13 protein-coding genes are annotated in these 14,722 nt (G+C 64.6%); 8 read left to right on the forward strand and 5 right to left on the reverse strand.

From position 1 onward, the window contains the following. Positions 1-5: 5 nt before the first annotated feature. From DOM33_RS05880 to DOM33_RS05895, 4 genes are all read left to right on the forward strand, one after another. Positions 6-1,067, forward strand: coding sequence for an ABC transporter ATP-binding protein (locus DOM33_RS05880; RefSeq protein ID WP_110666672.1), 1,062 nt, complete (start codon positions 6-8; stop codon positions 1,065-1,067). Beyond that, entirely contained in the window at positions 1,067-1,828 is a 762-nt protein-coding gene (locus DOM33_RS05885) for an ABC transporter permease (RefSeq protein WP_110666674.1), read from the forward strand. Before DOM33_RS05880 ends, DOM33_RS05885 begins: the two co-directional genes overlap by 1 nt. Positions 1,829-1,909: 81 nt before the next feature. Next, positions 1,910-2,986, forward strand: a complete 1,077-nt coding sequence (locus DOM33_RS05890) for a nucleoid-associated protein (RefSeq protein ID WP_110666676.1) — start codon at positions 1,910-1,912, stop codon at positions 2,984-2,986. A 183-nt stretch (positions 2,987-3,169) separates the two neighbouring features. Next, positions 3,170-4,840 carry a methyl-accepting chemotaxis protein gene (locus DOM33_RS05895; protein WP_162617906.1) on the forward strand — a complete coding sequence of 557 codons (1,671 nt, stop codon included), beginning with the start codon at positions 3,170-3,172 and terminating at the stop codon, positions 4,838-4,840. Between the two features lie 120 nt (positions 4,841-4,960). Here the strand turns inward: DOM33_RS05895 and DOM33_RS05900 are convergent, their stop codons facing one another. Beyond that, a complete protein-coding gene (locus DOM33_RS05900) occupies positions 4,961-6,427 on the reverse strand; it encodes a catalase (RefSeq protein ID WP_110667578.1) in 1,467 nt (488 codons plus the stop codon). A 555-nt stretch (positions 6,428-6,982) separates the two neighbouring features. Here DOM33_RS05900 and DOM33_RS05905 point away from each other — a divergent pair. From DOM33_RS05905 to cyoD, 4 genes are read left to right on the forward strand one after another with little or no spacing between them, the layout of a single operon-like run. After that, the gene (locus DOM33_RS05905; RefSeq protein WP_162617907.1) at positions 6,983-8,029 is read left to right on the forward strand and encodes a cytochrome c oxidase subunit II; all 1,047 of its coding nucleotides are present in this window, start codon (positions 6,983-6,985) and stop codon (positions 8,027-8,029) included. Beyond that, positions 8,026-10,134, forward strand: coding sequence for a cbb3-type cytochrome c oxidase subunit I (locus DOM33_RS05910; RefSeq protein WP_110666681.1), 2,109 nt, complete (start codon positions 8,026-8,028; stop codon positions 10,132-10,134). The genes DOM33_RS05905 and DOM33_RS05910 overlap by 4 nt, the downstream gene beginning before the upstream one ends. After that, positions 10,131-10,754 (forward strand): cytochrome c oxidase subunit 3, encoded by a 624-nt coding sequence (locus tag DOM33_RS05915; protein ID WP_110666683.1) that lies wholly within the window; start codon positions 10,131-10,133, stop codon positions 10,752-10,754. The genes DOM33_RS05910 and DOM33_RS05915 overlap by 4 nt, the downstream gene beginning before the upstream one ends. Further along, a complete protein-coding gene (gene cyoD / locus DOM33_RS05920; protein ID WP_110666685.1) occupies positions 10,751-11,098 on the forward strand; it encodes a cytochrome o ubiquinol oxidase subunit IV in 348 nt (115 codons plus the stop codon). Before DOM33_RS05915 ends, cyoD begins: the two co-directional genes overlap by 4 nt. 60 nt (positions 11,099-11,158) lie before the next feature. Here cyoD and DOM33_RS05925 read toward each other — a convergent pair whose 3' ends face one another. The 4 genes from DOM33_RS05925 to phnC form a co-directional block, all read right to left on the reverse strand. Further along, positions 11,159-12,049, reverse strand: coding sequence for a putative RNA methyltransferase (locus DOM33_RS05925; protein ID WP_110666687.1), 891 nt, complete (start codon positions 12,047-12,049; stop codon positions 11,159-11,161). Between the two features lie 128 nt (positions 12,050-12,177). Next, positions 12,178-12,990, reverse strand: a complete 813-nt coding sequence (gene phnE / locus DOM33_RS05930) for a phosphonate ABC transporter, permease protein PhnE (protein ID WP_110666689.1) — start codon at positions 12,988-12,990, stop codon at positions 12,178-12,180. After that, positions 12,987-13,793, reverse strand: a complete 807-nt coding sequence (phnE, locus tag DOM33_RS05935; RefSeq protein ID WP_110666691.1) for a phosphonate ABC transporter, permease protein PhnE — start codon at positions 13,791-13,793, stop codon at positions 12,987-12,989. Before phnE (DOM33_RS05935) ends, phnE (DOM33_RS05930) begins: the two co-directional genes overlap by 4 nt. Further along, a complete protein-coding gene (phnC, locus tag DOM33_RS05940; RefSeq protein WP_110666692.1) occupies positions 13,790-14,605 on the reverse strand; it encodes a phosphonate ABC transporter ATP-binding protein in 816 nt (271 codons plus the stop codon). The genes phnE (DOM33_RS05935) and phnC overlap by 4 nt, the downstream gene beginning before the upstream one ends. Positions 14,606-14,722: the final 117 nt, after the last annotated feature.

Raw genomic sequence — 14,722 nt, forward strand, 5'->3', positions numbered from 1 at the left:
CTTTCATGAGTCATCAGACGCCAAATGCCAGCGAGTCACAGCCTCGCGTCGAGACGTCGTCCGCTTCTTCCGTCATCGAAATCCAGGGTCTGGCCAAGCGCTACGACTCCGGTTTCGAGGCGCTCAAGCGCGTCGATCTCGAAATCCAGCGCGGAGAGATCTTCGCCCTGCTCGGTCCCAACGGGGCCGGCAAGACCACGTTGATCAGCATCATCTGCGGACTGGTCAACGCCACCGAAGGCCGCGTGCTGATCGACGGCCACGACAACGTCACCGACTATCGCGCGGCTCGCGCCAAGATCGGCCTGGTGCCGCAGGAGCTGACCAGCGACGCCTTCGAGACCGTCTGGAACACGGTGAGTTTCAGTCGCGGGCTGTTCGGCCACAAGGCCAAGCGCTCGCACATCGAGGACGTGCTCAAGTCGCTCTCGCTGTGGGACAAGCGCAAGAACAAGCTGATCACGCTTTCCGGGGGCATGAAGCGCCGCGTACTCATCGCCAAGGCGCTGGCCCACGAGCCGGAGATCCTGTTTCTCGACGAGCCCACTGCCGGCGTCGACGTCGAACTGCGCCGCGACATGTGGGAGGTCGTGCGCAAGCTCAGAGAGCGCGGGGTGACGATCATCCTCACCACGCACTACATCGAGGAAGCCGAGGAGATGGCCGATCGCATCGGGGTGATCAACCGCGGCGAGATCGTGCTGGTCCGGGAGAAAGCCGCCCTGATGCGCCAGCTCGGCAGCAAGCAGCTGACCCTGCAGCTGCAGAAACCGCTGGCGAGCGTGCCGCCGGCACTTGCGCACTACCCGCTGACGCTTGCCGAGGACGGCAACGTGCTCGTGTACACCTACGACGCCAGCGAGATGGGCGGTCCGAGCGAGATGGGCGGTCCGAGCGAGATGGGCGGTCCGAGCGAGATGGACGGTCCGAGCGAATCGAGCGAGCCCCGCGTCTCGATCAGCACGCTACTCAACGATATCGAAGCCACCGGGATTCGCTTCAAGGACCTGCAGACCAAGCAGAGTTCGCTGGAAGAGATCTTCGTCGACCTGGTCAAGGAGCGCTAATGAACCTGCAAGCCGTTCGTGCCATCTACTGCTTCGAGATGGCCCGCGCCGGTCGCACCCTGCTCCAGAGTCTGGTGTCGCCGGTCATCTCCACGTCGCTCTATTTCGTCGTCTTCGGCGCTGCCATCGGCTCGCGCATCCAGGAGGTCGAAGGGGTCAGCTACGGCGCTTTCATCGTGCCGGGGCTGATCATGCTGATGCTGCTGACGCAGAGCGTCTCGAACGCCTCCTTCGGCATCTTCTTTCCCAAGTTCACCGGCACCATCTACGAGGTGCTGTCGGCGCCGATATCGTACTTCGAGATCGTGCTGGGTTACGTCGGGGCGGCGGCGACGAAATCCGCCGTGCTCGGCCTGCTGATCCTGGCGACCGCGACCTTCTTCGTCGACCTGCACATCCTGCATCCGTTCATGATGCTGCTGTTTCTGCTGCTGACGGCGGTGACCTTCAGCCTGCTCGGCTTCATCATCGGCATCTGGGCGGACAGCTTCGAGAAGCTCCAGCTCGTGCCGCTTCTGATCATCACGCCGCTGACCTTTCTCGGCGGCAGCTTCTACGCCATCGACATGCTGCCGCCCTTCTGGCAGACCGTGACCCTGGCCAACCCGGTGGTGTATCTGGTGAGCGGCTTTCGCTGGAGCTTCTACGGCATCAGCGACGTCAACATCGTCGCCAGCGTGGCGATGGTCGGCGTCTTCCTCGCCGTGAGCCTGGCGGTCGTGAGCTGGATCTTTCGTACCGGCTACCGTCTGCGCCCCTAGTCACCCACGCCACGCCCTTCTCTTTCGACGCGTTCGGCCAGCCGGGCGCGTCGTCGTTTCTTTCGTCCGCGGAGTCGCTCCATGCCGATCCTCAACGCCTGCGCCCATCGCGTCGACAAAGCCGGTAACGATCAGCCCGCCGCGCTGGCCCTCGGTCACGCCAGCGGTGACACCGATGCCGCCGCCGCGCTGCTCGCAAGCTTCAACGCCAGCTTTCATCAGAAACCCAAGGCATGGGGGCATTTCGCCAGCGCCGACGCCGACGAGGGCGCCGACGCCTCGTCCGATACCGAGGACGCCGAGATCGATTCGGCGGTCGAGACGCCCTCGGCCGGCTCGCGCTTTGCACTCGAGCTCGAACGCTATCGCCAGGGCGAGCTCGACTTCACCGATTTCACCGCCTGGGCGGCCAACGCGCTGCTGCCGGTGATCGATGATCATCTCTCCACCGGCGGCCACTGGTGGTTCGTCCATTCGCGCCAGGGCGAGGCGGAGTTTCTGACGCTGGCGCTGCTCCACCAGCGCGAGGGCTATGCCATCGACGCTGCGCTGAACGTGGTCGCCGCGCCGCAGCTCAACCTGGGCCAGCTGATGCTCGCCGCGCGGATCGACCTCACCCAGTGGCAGCACGGTCAGTCGCGACAGTACATCGCCCACGTCCAGGATCGGGGCGGCAAGAAAGCGAGCACCGCCTTTGCCGAAACGCTGGGGTGTCGCGAGGGCGTCGATGCCAGCGCCGAGACGCGCACTCTGCTCAAGGCGTTCAGCGACTACGTCGAGCAGGAGGACCTTTCCGAGGAAGCCAGCCGCAAGAAGACCGATACGCTGGTCGACTACGCCAACGCCCAGGCCAAGAACGGCGAGGCCATCACTCTGGACGAGCTGTCGGAGCTGGTCGACGAGACCCAGCCCAAGGCGTTCTACGACTACATCCGCAATCAGGACTACGGCCTCGCCGAAGAGATTCCGCCGGACAAGCGAACGCTGCAGCAGTTCAAGCGCTTCACCGGACGTGCCAGCGGCGTGTCGATCAGCTTCGACTCTCATCTACTGGGCAACAGCATCGAGTACGACGATACCCACGACCGGCTGATCATCAAGCAGGTGCCGGGCCCTTTGAAGGAGCAGATCAAGTCGCGCGGCAATGGTACGACCTGACGACGGAAATGACTGCCGACGGCAACCGTCGGTAGCACATCGCATCCGGGATAAATTTTAATTAGTTTTCAAGGCCGTTTGTCAAGCCGACTTTTGTCATGCCGATAACCCAGATCAGAACGTCTTTCGAGTCTCGGAGGCGATAACGAGCCATGACTGGCTGGGGAAATGGGGATGGCATCGATGAGATTGTGCGTTGAGGGGCGTCGCGGACGCAGTGTCAAAACCAAGCTCTTCCTGAGTCTGGGCTTCATGATCCTGCTGATGGCCGGTATCGGCCTCGAAGGCATCATGAGCAACCGCGCGACGCAAGGCGCGATGGAGCAGATCGTCGAGCGTGAGCTGGCGACGATGATCGATCTTTCGACGGTGCGTGCGACCATCGGCGACAACCGCACCATTCTGGCCGCCGCTGGCGACGAACCGCTCACGCCTGAACAGCGCGCCGAAGTGGAGGCCAATCGGGCACGCACCGACGAAGCGTGGAACCGTTACTACCCGGCGATGGTCGATAGTGACTCGGAGCGTGAGACCGCCGGGGCGTATCTGGCGAGCTTGAACGATCTGCGCGCGCTATTGGACTCGGGCCGGGCAAGTGAAGAGCAGATCAACGCAGCTTATACGCAGATCTATGAGCTGGTGACGACGCTTTATCGCGGTGCCCGCGATTCGGTCCACGACGCCTACGAATCCAGCGTCACGGCCTACGAACTGACTCGCAACCTGACGACGGCCGTTCTCCTCATCGGCATTCTGCTCGCCATCGCCATCGGCGTATGGCTGGCACGCGGCATCCTGCGGCCGCTGAGCGAAGCGACGGCGTTCTCGCAGTCGCTCGCTGCGGGGGATCTCGGTTCCCGCGTCTCCAACGTCTACCGCGACGAATTCGGTACGCTGCTCGGTGCCATGATCGCCATGCGCGACCGCCTCACCGGCGTGATCGGCGAAGTCGCACGCAACGCCAAGAGCGTCGAGTCGGTCTCCAACGAGCTGGCCGCCAGCAACGAAAACCTCAGCCAGCGCACTCAGGAGCAGGCGGCGAGCCTGCAGCAGACGGCCTCGGCCCTCGAGGAGATCACCAATACGGTCAAGCAGAATGCGGATAACGCCAGTGAAGCGGACCAGTTGGCGGGAGCGGTCAGCAGCAGCGCTCAGGAAGGCGGTGCCGTGGTCGGCGAGGCGATCACCGCCATGCAGGAGATCGACAGCTCCAGCAAGCGGATTTCCAACATCATCGGCATGATCGACGAGATCGCCTTTCAGACCAATCTGCTCGCCCTCAATGCGTCAGTCGAAGCGGCGCGCGCCGGCGAGCAGGGCCGCGGTTTCGCCGTCGTCGCCCAGGAAGTGCGTCAGCTCGCCAGCCGCAGCGCCAATGCCGCCGGCGAGATCAAGCAGCTGGTCTCGGAAAGCGCCGAGCGGGTGCGCAAAGGCTCCGAGCTGGTCCAGCGCTCCGGCGAGACGCTGACCGAAATCGTCTCCAGCGTCGAGAAAGTCACCTCGCTGGTTTCGGAGATCGCGACCGCCAGCCGTGAGCAGTCCGCCGGCATTCAGCAGATCAATCTTGCCGTGGGCGAGATGGACAGCGTGACGCAGCAGAACGCGAGCCTGGTCGAGGAGTCCACGACCGTGACGAGCCATCTGCAGACCCAGGCCGAGAGCCTGGCTCGCGAGATCGGTTTCTTCAGAAACTTCGAGACTTCGACACCCACCAGGGCGAACGCGACGGCGTCGAGTCGATCCGCGCTCGCACCCGCACCCGCACCCGCACCCGCACCGATGACGAGCGTCCCCACGCCGCGCACGCCCGCCAAGCGGGAGACGGCCGACGCTGAAGAGTGGAGCGAGTTCTAATCCTCCGCTCGCGCGCTACCCGCTGTGTCGGGGCCGCCGCCAGACTCGCCAAAAAAACGGCTCGCTTTTCAGCGAGCCGTTTTGCGTTACTGCATCAGATATCGCGGTACTGGCCGCTGATCACTGCTCGTTACGCTTGGCCTTGACGCCCTCTTCGACGCGACGACCGATGGTCTCGTCGACGTTCTTCCAGTACTCGAAGACGCGCGACAGTACCGGCTCTTCGACGCCACCAGCGACGTGGCCGACGATGTTGTTGACGAGGCGATCGCGAGCGGCATCGTCCATCACCTTGTTGACCAGATCGTTGGCCTGATTGAAGTCGCCGTCGTCCGGACGCAGCGTGTAGGCGGCGCGGACGAATTCGCCATCGGCCTGCCAGGTCGCGTCTTCCGGATAGCGCGCGGAATCCGGTGTCGCCCCGCCCTTGCTGTTGGGCGCGTAGACCGGGTCGGTCGAATTGTGAATCCGCATCCGGCCGCCCTTGCTGTAGCTGTGGACCGGGCTCTTCGGCGAATTGACCGGGATGTGCTTGTAGTTGATCCCCAGACGCGCCCGGTGGGCATCGGCGTAGGAGATGGTTCGCGCCAGCAGCATCTTGTCCGGCGAGAAGCCGGTACCCGGCACGGAGTTGTTGGGCTCGAATGCCGCCTGCTCGATCTCGGTATGGAAATCGGTGGGGTTACGGTCCAGCGTCATCTTGCCGACTTCGTGCAGCGGATAGTCGCTGTGTGGCCAGATCTTGGTCAGGTCGAACGGGTTGATGCGATACGTCTTGGCATCTTCGAACGGCATGATCTGGACGTGGAGCGTCCAGGTCGGGTAGTCGCCGCGCTGGATGGCGTTGAACAGGTCGCGACGGTGGTAATCGGCATCCGACCCCGCCATCTGATCCGCCTGCTCCTGAGTCATGCACTTGATGCCCTGGTCGGTCTTGAAGTGATACTTGACCCAGAAACGCTCGCCTTGGGCGTTGACCCACATGTAGGTATGGCTCGAGTAGCCGTTCATGTGGCGCCAGGTGGCAGGCACGCCACGATCACCCATCAGCCAGGTCACCTGGTGCGCCGACTCCGGCGACAGCGTCCAGAAATCCCACTGCATGTCATGGTCGCGCAGGCCGTTATCGGCACGACGCTTCTGCGAATGGATGAAGTGCTGGAACTTCATCGGGTCGCGCACGAAGAACACGGGGGTGTTGTTACCCACCATGTCGAAGTTGCCTTCCTCGGTGTAGAACTTCAGCGAGAAGCCACGCGGGTCGCGCCAGGTGTCCGGGCTACCGGACTCGCCGGCGACGGTCGAAAAGCGCGCGACCATCTCGGTCTTCTTGCCCGGCTGGAGGAAGTCCGCCTTCGTGAACTGGCTGACGTCGTGAGTCACCTCGAAGTGACCGAAAGCGCCGCTGCCCTTGGCGTGCGGCTGGCGGTCGGGGATCATTTCCCGATTGAAAGCCGCCATCTGCTCCATCAGGTAGTGGTCGTGCAGGACGATCGGGCCGTCCGGACCGACCGAGAGGGAATATTCCTGACTGGAAACCGGAACCCCGGCGTCCGTCGTTGTCGGCTTTTGGTTATCGCTGCTCACGGTGATCTCTCCCTGTTCATCGATGTGATGCATGGCGCATCACATGGGTAACTCCATGGCCATCCCGTAAACGGTGCCGCGAAAAGCCGGGCCGGCTGTCAGGTTCGCAGCATGATCGCCATATCCTGCCTACACACAACGTTTCTCGGCCGGTGATCAACGACAGGGCAGCACAAGGTATAGATAGAAACAGGGGTCACTGTCTACCATGGCTAATGCCACTTGGGCCGCCCGCGACGCATTGGCCTAGACGCACGTATGGGGATCGAACGGGGCGACCGCGCTGCACGCCGCTGAAGACGCGGGAAACAGATAGCCTCCGACTTTCAAGGCGCAGCTTCTGATAGTTTCTAACCATGGAAACAATGGCGAGATTTCATCGCTCGGACGCCATTTCCAAGGCGCATTGCCATGCCTTGTCGACCCGCTGGCAACTTCGTCAGAGCGTTCTATAGTAACTGCCCTGACCGCACACCCTCAGTCGATCCGAGCGACGCGCGTCGCGCCGGTTTGCCTTCTTGCATGCGGAAACCGGGACGTTTCACAGAGGTCATCTTGTCCACGTCATCCCTTCATTCGACGGCTAGCGTCGGCGTTCGCGCCTTTGGGCTCCTGGCCGTGTTCGCGCTCGCCGGCTGTAGCGACGCCCATCTCACCTTTCTCGATCCTCAGGGGCCCGTCGCGGCGGCGCAGCGTCACCAGTTCTGGCTCGTCATCGCGGTTACCTCGACCGTGGTACTGCCGGTTCTGGTGCTGACCCCCTGGATTCTCGTTCGCTACCGCTATGGCCGCCAGGCCGCCTACCGCCCCCAATGGGGCTTTTCGAAACTCGCGGATCTCGTCATCTGGGGCGTACCGGTCTTGGTCGTCATCGTGCTGGCGATCACGGCCTGGCGCAGCACGCTGGCGCTCGATCCCTACAAACCGCTGACAAGCGACACGCCGCCGCTCGAGGTGCAGGTGATCGGCTTCGACTGGAAGTGGCTGTTCGTCTATCCGGAACAGGGCATCGCCAGCGTCAATCGGCTCGTCATCCCGGCGGGACGGCCCGTGTCGTTCGAACTGACCTCCGCCAGCGTCATGCAGGGTTTTTTCATTCCCGCGCTGGGTAGCCAGATCGACGTCATGAACCGCATGACGACGAAGCTGCATCTGCAGGCGGATGAGACGGGCACTTTCATCGGCAAGAACATGCAGTACAACGGCACGGGCTTTCACCAGCAGCGATTCGTGACGCAGGCCGTGGCACCGGCGGCTTTCCAGCGCTTCGTCGATCGCACCCGCCAGGACGGCGTGCCGCTGGATGCCGATGCCTACCGCGCGCTCGACGAACGCGGTACCGCCGCCAGACTGCGCCAACGGCTGGCCCCCGAGACGGCCGTGGCCGAGCGCGGCGAGATCGCCACGCTCGCCTTCTCGGCGTTGCCTGCCGGCTTCTTCGACGCCGTCGTCGCCCACGAGTCGCCGAACTGGAACGCGCGCGACGGTGAAGACGGCCCGCCCGAGACGGGCACCGATCAAGACGAGCCAACGAATCGCGACGAGCGGCGGCACGAGCGCCGCAACACCCAGGCCGCCACCACGGGGAGCCGCCAATCATGAGCGAAGAGACCTCCTGGCTGCTTGGGCGCCTCGACGCCAGCGCCCTGCCCTTCTGGGACGCACTCCAGCATCCCACCACTCCGAACGTCGTCAACGCCGTCATCGCCTCGGGGGCGGGAGCCATGGTGCTGCTCGGCGCTCTCGCGGCCGTCGTATTCTTGACCTGGACGAAACGCTGGCGCTGGCTGTGGCGAGAGTGGCTGACCAGCCCCGATCACAAGAAGATCGGCATCATGTTCATCATGATCGCGCTGGTGATGCTCGCCCGCGCCGTCATCGAAGCCGTATTCATGCGGCTCCAGCAGGCCGTGGGGCTGGACGGCGGCTTTCTCACCGCCGAGCACTTCGGGCAGCTGTTCACCACCCACGGCACCATCATGGTGTTCTTCATGGCGATGCCGTTTCTGACCGGCATCATCAACTACGTCATGCCGCTGCAGATCGGCGCGCGCGACCTGTCGTTCCCGGTGATGAACTCGATCAGTCTCGGGCTCACCGCCGCCGGCGCGGCGATCGTCATGGTCTCGCTGATCCTGGCACCCTTCTCCACCGGCGGCTGGAGCGGCTACCCCTCGTTCACCGAAAGCGCGACCAACCCCGGCGCCGGCGTCGACTACTGGATCTGGGCGGTCACGCTATCGACTCTCTCCTCGACGCTGACCGGAATCAACTTCGCGGTGACCATCTACAAGCGCCGGGCGCCCGGCATGCAATGGTTCCGGCTGCCGCTGTTCACCTGGACGGCGCTTTGCACCTCGATTCTGATGATTTTCGGCATGCCGCCGCTGACGGTCGCGACCGCCCTGCTCGCGCTCGACCGCTATCTCGACTTCCACTTCTTCACCGTGGATCTCGGCGGCAACATGATGAACTACATCAACCTGTTCTGGGCGTTCGGCCACCCCGAGGTCTACATCCTGATCCTGCCGGCGTTCGGCATCTTCTCGGAGGTCTTCTCGACCTTCTCCGGCAAGAAGCTCTACGGCTACGGGGCGCTGGTGATCGCGACGATGGCGATCGCGGTACTCTCGTTCACGGTGTGGCTGCACCACTTCTTCACCATGGGCCAGAGCGCCCACGTCAACGCCATCTTCGGCATCGCCACGATGCTGATCGGCATCCCCACCGGGGTGAAGATCTACGACTGGATGCTGACGATGTTCCGCGGACGCATCCGTTTCTCGGTCCCCATGATCTACGCCGTGGGCTTCATTTTGCTGTTCGTGCTCGGCGGGTTGACCGGCATCATCCTGGCCGTGCCGAGCGTCGACTATCAGATCCACAACACGCTGTTTCTGGTCGCGCACTTTCACAACATGCTGATCCCGGGGCTGCTGTTCGGCATGCTCGCCGGCACCAACCTCTGGTTTCCCAAGGCGTTCGGCTTTCGGCTGGAAGAGCGCTGGGGCCGACGCGCGGCGATCGGTTGGATCGTGGGTTTCATGCTCGCCTTCTTCCCGCTCTACGCGCTGGGGATTCTCGGCATGCCGCGGCGCTCGGCGGCGTTCTTCGAGCCTGCCTATCTGCCGTGGACGATGGCAGCGATGGTGGGCGCCGTGGTGATTCTCTTCGCCATGCTGTTCCTGCTGATCCAGCTCTGGGTGAGCGTGCGCGACCGCCACGCCAACCGCGTGCCCGGTGGCGACCCATGGGACGGCCGGAGCCTCGAGTGGTCGATCGCCTCGCCGCCGCCGGCGTACAACTTCCCGGTCATTCCCGAGGTGCACAGCCGGGACGCCTACATGCGACAGAAAGAGACGGGTGGCGGCGCGCACCCCCGCCCCGACGCGTACGGCGATATCGAGATGCCCGCGAGCAGCGCGATGGGCCCGATCATCGGCATCGCCGGCTTCCTGATGGCGTTCGGCCTGACCTGGTATCAGTGGTGGCTCGTCGTCGCTGCGGGTGCTGTCTCGCTCGTCGCGCTGATCGCCCGCGGCTTCGTGCGCAACGCCACCCGGGTGATCCCCGCCGCCGAGGTTCGCCGCGAGCATGAAGCGTGGATCGCGACGCTCGACTCGCTCACGCCGATCACCCGCGCCGATGAGCAGACCCGGGCCAATCGCGGCCTGCCCGCCTCGCCCATCGAGGGAGCCGTTCAATGAGTTCGACCACCGTCAAACACCCGGGTCTGAACCTCGGGCATGCTCACGGCGAAGCCCACGAGGCGAGCGAAGAGCTGGTCTTCGGCTTCTGGGTCTTCATGATGAGCGACCTGATCCTCTTCGGCCTGCTCTTCGCGACCTACGTGACCATGCTCGGCGGCACCGCCGGCGGGCCCGGGCCGAGTGAGCTGTTCGAGCTCAAGAGTGCGTTCATCGAAACCACACTGCTGCTGGTGAGCAGTTTCACCTTCGGCATGGCGTCGCTCGCGCTCAAGTACCGGACCGACCGCAAGGTACTGGTCGCCTGGCTAATCATTACCCTGCTGCTGGGCCTCGCCTTTCTCGCCCACGAGCTCTACGACTTTCACAAGATGTTCAGCGAAGGCGGCGTGCCGAGCCGCAGCGGCTTTCTCTCGGCATTCTTCGCGCTGGTACCGCTCCACGGGCTCCACGTGACCGGCGCGTCGATCTGGCTGATCGCCCTGCTCGGCCAGATCGCCGTTCACGGGCTCGACACCCCGACCAAGACCGGTCTCATGCGCCTGGCAATCCTGTGGCACTTTCTCGACGTGGTCTGGGTCGGCATCTTCTCGCTGGTCTATCTGGGGGGAACCGCATGAGTCATCGACAGCTCAGCGACGAGGAAGCCCGAGAAAAGGCTCAGGAACTCAAGACCTACTTATGGGGCTTCGGGCTGGCGGCGGTACTGACGCTGATCCCGTTCGGCTTGGCCGTGTTCACGCCCATCGCGACCGCGACGCTCTACTGGGTCATCGGCGTCTGCGCTCTGATCCAGATCGTGGTGCACTTTCGCTTCTTCCTGCACATCACGCTGTCGCGCAACACCCGCGAGGATCTGCAGCTGATCCTCTTCACCGTGCTCATCCTTGCGATCATGGTCGGCGGCACGATCTGGATTCTGTTCAACCTCTACTACCGCATGATGCCGTCGATGGTGCCGTGAGCCGGACGTGAACGGGCGGCGTCATCGGCCCCTCGGCGTTGTCATGGGCGAACGCCCGTCTCACGTGCGGACGAGCGTCGTCAGGCGCACGTCGACGGTCACCGACAGCGTCGTCAGCGCTTCGGCGCGGGCCCGCCCTTCGGCGCTGGCGCGGTAGAGATGCGGGGTCATGGTCAGCAGGTCGGCGATCGCCTCGGCGCTGTCGAGGGTGAGCGTATGCCGCACCGCCGTTTGCGCTTCCTCGCGGAAAGCGGGATGGCGCTCCGGCCCCCGCTCGCTCGGCGCTTTCACACTCGGGTAGATGATCTCGCGCAGCTCGCGCAGGTGATCCGGCCCCACCTCCGCCAGCAGCAGTCGCCCGCCGGGCTCGAGGACGCGGGCGAATTCAGCATCGACGGGAAAGCCGAACAGGCAGAGCACGCGATCGAGGGTGGCATCGGCGACCGGCAGCTTGGCGTTGCTCGCCACCACCCAGGTGCTACCGCCATGGGCACTGTCGTTTTCAGCTACCGAATCACGCAGCCAGACGCTCTCCTGACGAGCCGCCCGCTGGACCGCCCACTTGGAGATGTCCAGCCCCATCAGCGACAGCGCCACGCCCCGTTCGTCGGCTCTGGCAGCGAGACGCCGCAGGTAGTAGCCCTCCCCGCAGCCGGCATCGAGACACGCCAGCGGGCGCGCGGATGGTGCGTCCGCCAGCACGGTCTCGGCGATGGCATCGGCCAGTGCCCGGTAGTGTCCGGCATTCAGGAATCGCTCGCGGGCGGCGACCATCGCCTTGCTGTCGCCGGGGTCGCGGGAGCGCTTGTGCTGTACCGGCAGCAGGTGGACGTGCCCCTGGCTTGCGATATCGAAGCCGTGACCGGCGTCGCAGCGCCAGGCGCTGCCTTCACGGCGAAGCGGCAGCGCATCGAGGGGGCAGAGGAGCGCATCGAAGGGGGTCAGACGCATGGCATTCTCGCGGACGGGCAAAGCCGCTCAGTCTACGCGACCCGCTGGCGTCTAGGCAGACGCCAGCGCGCTTTCCCGTCGCCTATCCGCGATGACGCCCGGCGCTTACCTTTGGCGGGCGCCCTTGGCTAGATCACTGCGCGACGCAGCTTCGCCGACACCCACTCGCTGACCACCACCGTGCCCAGAATCAGCAGCAGGATCATCGTCACCTGCGGCCAGGCGAGCACGTTGATCGAGGCCTGCAGCTTCAAGCCGATACCGCCGGCGCCGACGAGCCCCAGGATCGTGCTCTCGCGAATGTTGATGTCCCAGCGAAAGACGCCGATGGCGATGAAGGTCGGCACGACCTGCGGCACGATGGCGTAGTTGAGCACCTGCATCGCGCTTGCGCCGGTGGCGGAGACCGCCTCGACCTGCCGGGTATCGATCTCCTCGATCGCCTCGTAGAGCAGCTTGCCGACGAAGCCGATGGAGCGCAGGGCGATGGCGACGATACCGGCGAGCAGCCCCGGGCCGATGATCGCCACCAGCAACAGTGCCCAGATCAGCGAGTTGATCGAGCGCGAGGCGACGATCACGAACAGCGCCACCGGGCGAAGAAAGCGTGTCGAGGGCGTGGTATTGCGCGCGGCGAGAAACGCCACCGGCACCGCCATGACGATACCGCCGAGCGTTCCCAGCGTGGCGATGTTGAGGGTGTCCCACAGCGGCTCGAGCAGCTCCGGCAGATAGCTCCAGCGCGGCGGGACCATGCGACTGCCTATATCCATCGCCTGGCGAGGTGCGTCGCTGACGAATGCCCAGATGGTGTTCTCGGTCATCACCTGCCAGCAGTAGACGAACAGCGCCACCAGCAGCAGCCAGGCGAACCAGATCAGCAGACGCGTCCGCGGTGGTCGCGGCGCCCAGACCTCGCGGTAGTGAGTGATCTCGCTCATTGCAGGAACTTCCTCACGTAGCCGGAGGCGTACTCCGAGAGCATCACGATGACGATGATCAGCAGCAGGATCGCCCCGGCGCTGTCGTACTCGTAGCGATCGATTGCGGTGTTGAGCGTCGCGCCGATCCCGCCGGCGCCCACGATGCCGATGACCGAACTCTCGCGGAAATTGATGTCGAGCCGGTAGAGCGACAGCCCGATCAGCCGCGGCATCACCTGCGGCTGGATCGCGTAGTCGATCAGCTGCCACCAGGAGGCCCCGGTGGCGCGAATCGCTTCCGCCTGGCGCTCGTCGATCTCCTCGATGTCGTCAGCGAGCAGCTTGGCGAGAAAGCCGATGGTGGCGAACGACAGGGTCAGAAAGCCGGCAAAGGGGCCGAAGCCGAACATCGCCACCAGAAAGATCGCGATGATGATCTCCTGCAGCGAGCGGCTCACCGCAATGACGGCGCGACAGACCAGATAGACCGGCGCCGGCGTCAGGTTGCGCGCCGCGCCGATGCCGATGGGCACGGATATCAGAATCCCCACCACGGTCGAGGTGAGCGTCATGGTGAGACTCTCGACCAGGCCGCGAGCAATGTCGTCCCAGCGACTGAGGAAGTCCGGCTGCAGAAAACCGGCGGCGAAACGCTGGCCGCGTTCGAGGCCGACGACGACCCGCTGCCAGTCGACCTCGATGGTGCTGAGAGCCAGCGCGAGATAGATCACCGTGCCGATCGCCAGCGCCCAGCGCCAGGCGCGACGCTTGACGATCTGCGGCGGCCGGCGCCAGGTGTCGGCGTAGGTCGCCTCGCTCATGCCCCCACCCTCATCGGCCGGGCATCGCTCTCAATCACTTCATCGTCTTGGCTCTCCTGGCGCATGGCCTGCCAGTCGTCGGCGCCGTAGATGGTGGAGAGCGCCGCCTCGTCGAGCGTCGCGGGGTCGCCGTCGAACACCATTTTGCCGCCGCTCAGCCCGACCACGCGATGCACGAACTGACACGCCAGCGGCACGTCGTGAATATTGACGATGGCGGGCAGCGCCCGTTCGGCGCAGATCTCGGTGAGCAGGCGCATGATCTGCCGGCTGGTCTTGGGATCGAGGCTCGCCGTCGGCTCGTCCACCAGCAAGAGCTCCGGCTCCTGCGCCAGGGCACGGGCGATCCCCACGCGCTGACGCTGGCCGCCGGAGAGCGCATCGGCGCGCTTGTCGGCGTGGGCCAGCAGCCCCACGCGGTCGAGCAGCGCATAGGCGCGGCGAACGTCATGCGGCTCGAAACGCCGCAGGCAGCTGCGCCAGAACGGCACGTAGCCGAGCCGGCCGGAGAGTACGTTCTCCATCACCGTGAGCCGCTCGACCAGTGCGTACTCCTGGAAGATCATCCCGATACGCCGACGCTGACGGCGCAGGTCGCTCTTGCCGAGTCCGGCCAGGTCGATATCCCCCAGCAGGATGCGTCCGGTGCTCGGCTCCACCAGCCGGTTGATACAGCGAATCAGCGTCGATTTCCCCGCACCCGACGGGCCGACGAGTCCAACGATCTGTCCCTGAGGCACGCTCAGCGATATATCGCTCAGCGCCCGATCGCCGGCGCGGTAAGTCTTGGAAAGGGCGTCTATCTGAAGCATGAGGTTTCCTCGGACGCGCAACGCAGACGTCGAGCGGACGGCGCGCTGCCGTCCGCTCGATGCCTGTTCCGCTTCCGTCTGTCAGCGAGTCGCGGCGCCCGGCATCCGACCGCGCGC

Origin of the sequence: Salinicola halophilus, from assembly GCF_003206155.1 — a bacterium.
Classification (GTDB): domain Bacteria; phylum Pseudomonadota; class Gammaproteobacteria; order Pseudomonadales; family Halomonadaceae; genus Salinicola; species Salinicola halophilus.

Bases quoted from the DNA above. Each gene is read 5' to 3' on its own strand.
- DOM33_RS05880 (WP_110666672.1), top strand. From the start codon at position 6: ATGAGTCATCAGACGCCAAATGCCAGCGAGTCACAGCCTCGCGTCGAG.
- DOM33_RS05885 (WP_110666674.1), top strand. From the start codon at position 1,067: ATGAACCTGCAAGCCGTTCGTGCCATCTACTGCTTCGAGATGGCCCGC.
- DOM33_RS05890 (WP_110666676.1), top strand. From the start codon at position 1,910: ATGCCGATCCTCAACGCCTGCGCCCATCGCGTCGACAAAGCCGGTAAC.
- DOM33_RS05895 (WP_162617906.1), top strand. From the start codon at position 3,170: ATGAGATTGTGCGTTGAGGGGCGTCGCGGACGCAGTGTCAAAACCAAG.
- DOM33_RS05910 (WP_110666681.1), top strand. From the start codon at position 8,026: ATGAGCGAAGAGACCTCCTGGCTGCTTGGGCGCCTCGACGCCAGCGCC.
- DOM33_RS05915 (WP_110666683.1), top strand. From the start codon at position 10,131: ATGAGTTCGACCACCGTCAAACACCCGGGTCTGAACCTCGGGCATGCT.
- cyoD (WP_110666685.1), top strand. From the start codon at position 10,751: ATGAGTCATCGACAGCTCAGCGACGAGGAAGCCCGAGAAAAGGCTCAG.
- DOM33_RS05925 (WP_110666687.1), bottom strand. From the start codon at position 12,049: ATGCGTCTGACCCCCTTCGATGCGCTCCTCTGCCCCCTCGATGCGCTG.
- phnE (WP_110666689.1), bottom strand. From the start codon at position 12,990: ATGAGCGAGATCACTCACTACCGCGAGGTCTGGGCGCCGCGACCACCG.
- phnE (WP_110666691.1), bottom strand. From the start codon at position 13,793: ATGAGCGAGGCGACCTACGCCGACACCTGGCGCCGGCCGCCGCAGATC.
- phnC (WP_110666692.1), bottom strand. From the start codon at position 14,605: ATGCTTCAGATAGACGCCCTTTCCAAGACTTACCGCGCCGGCGATCGG.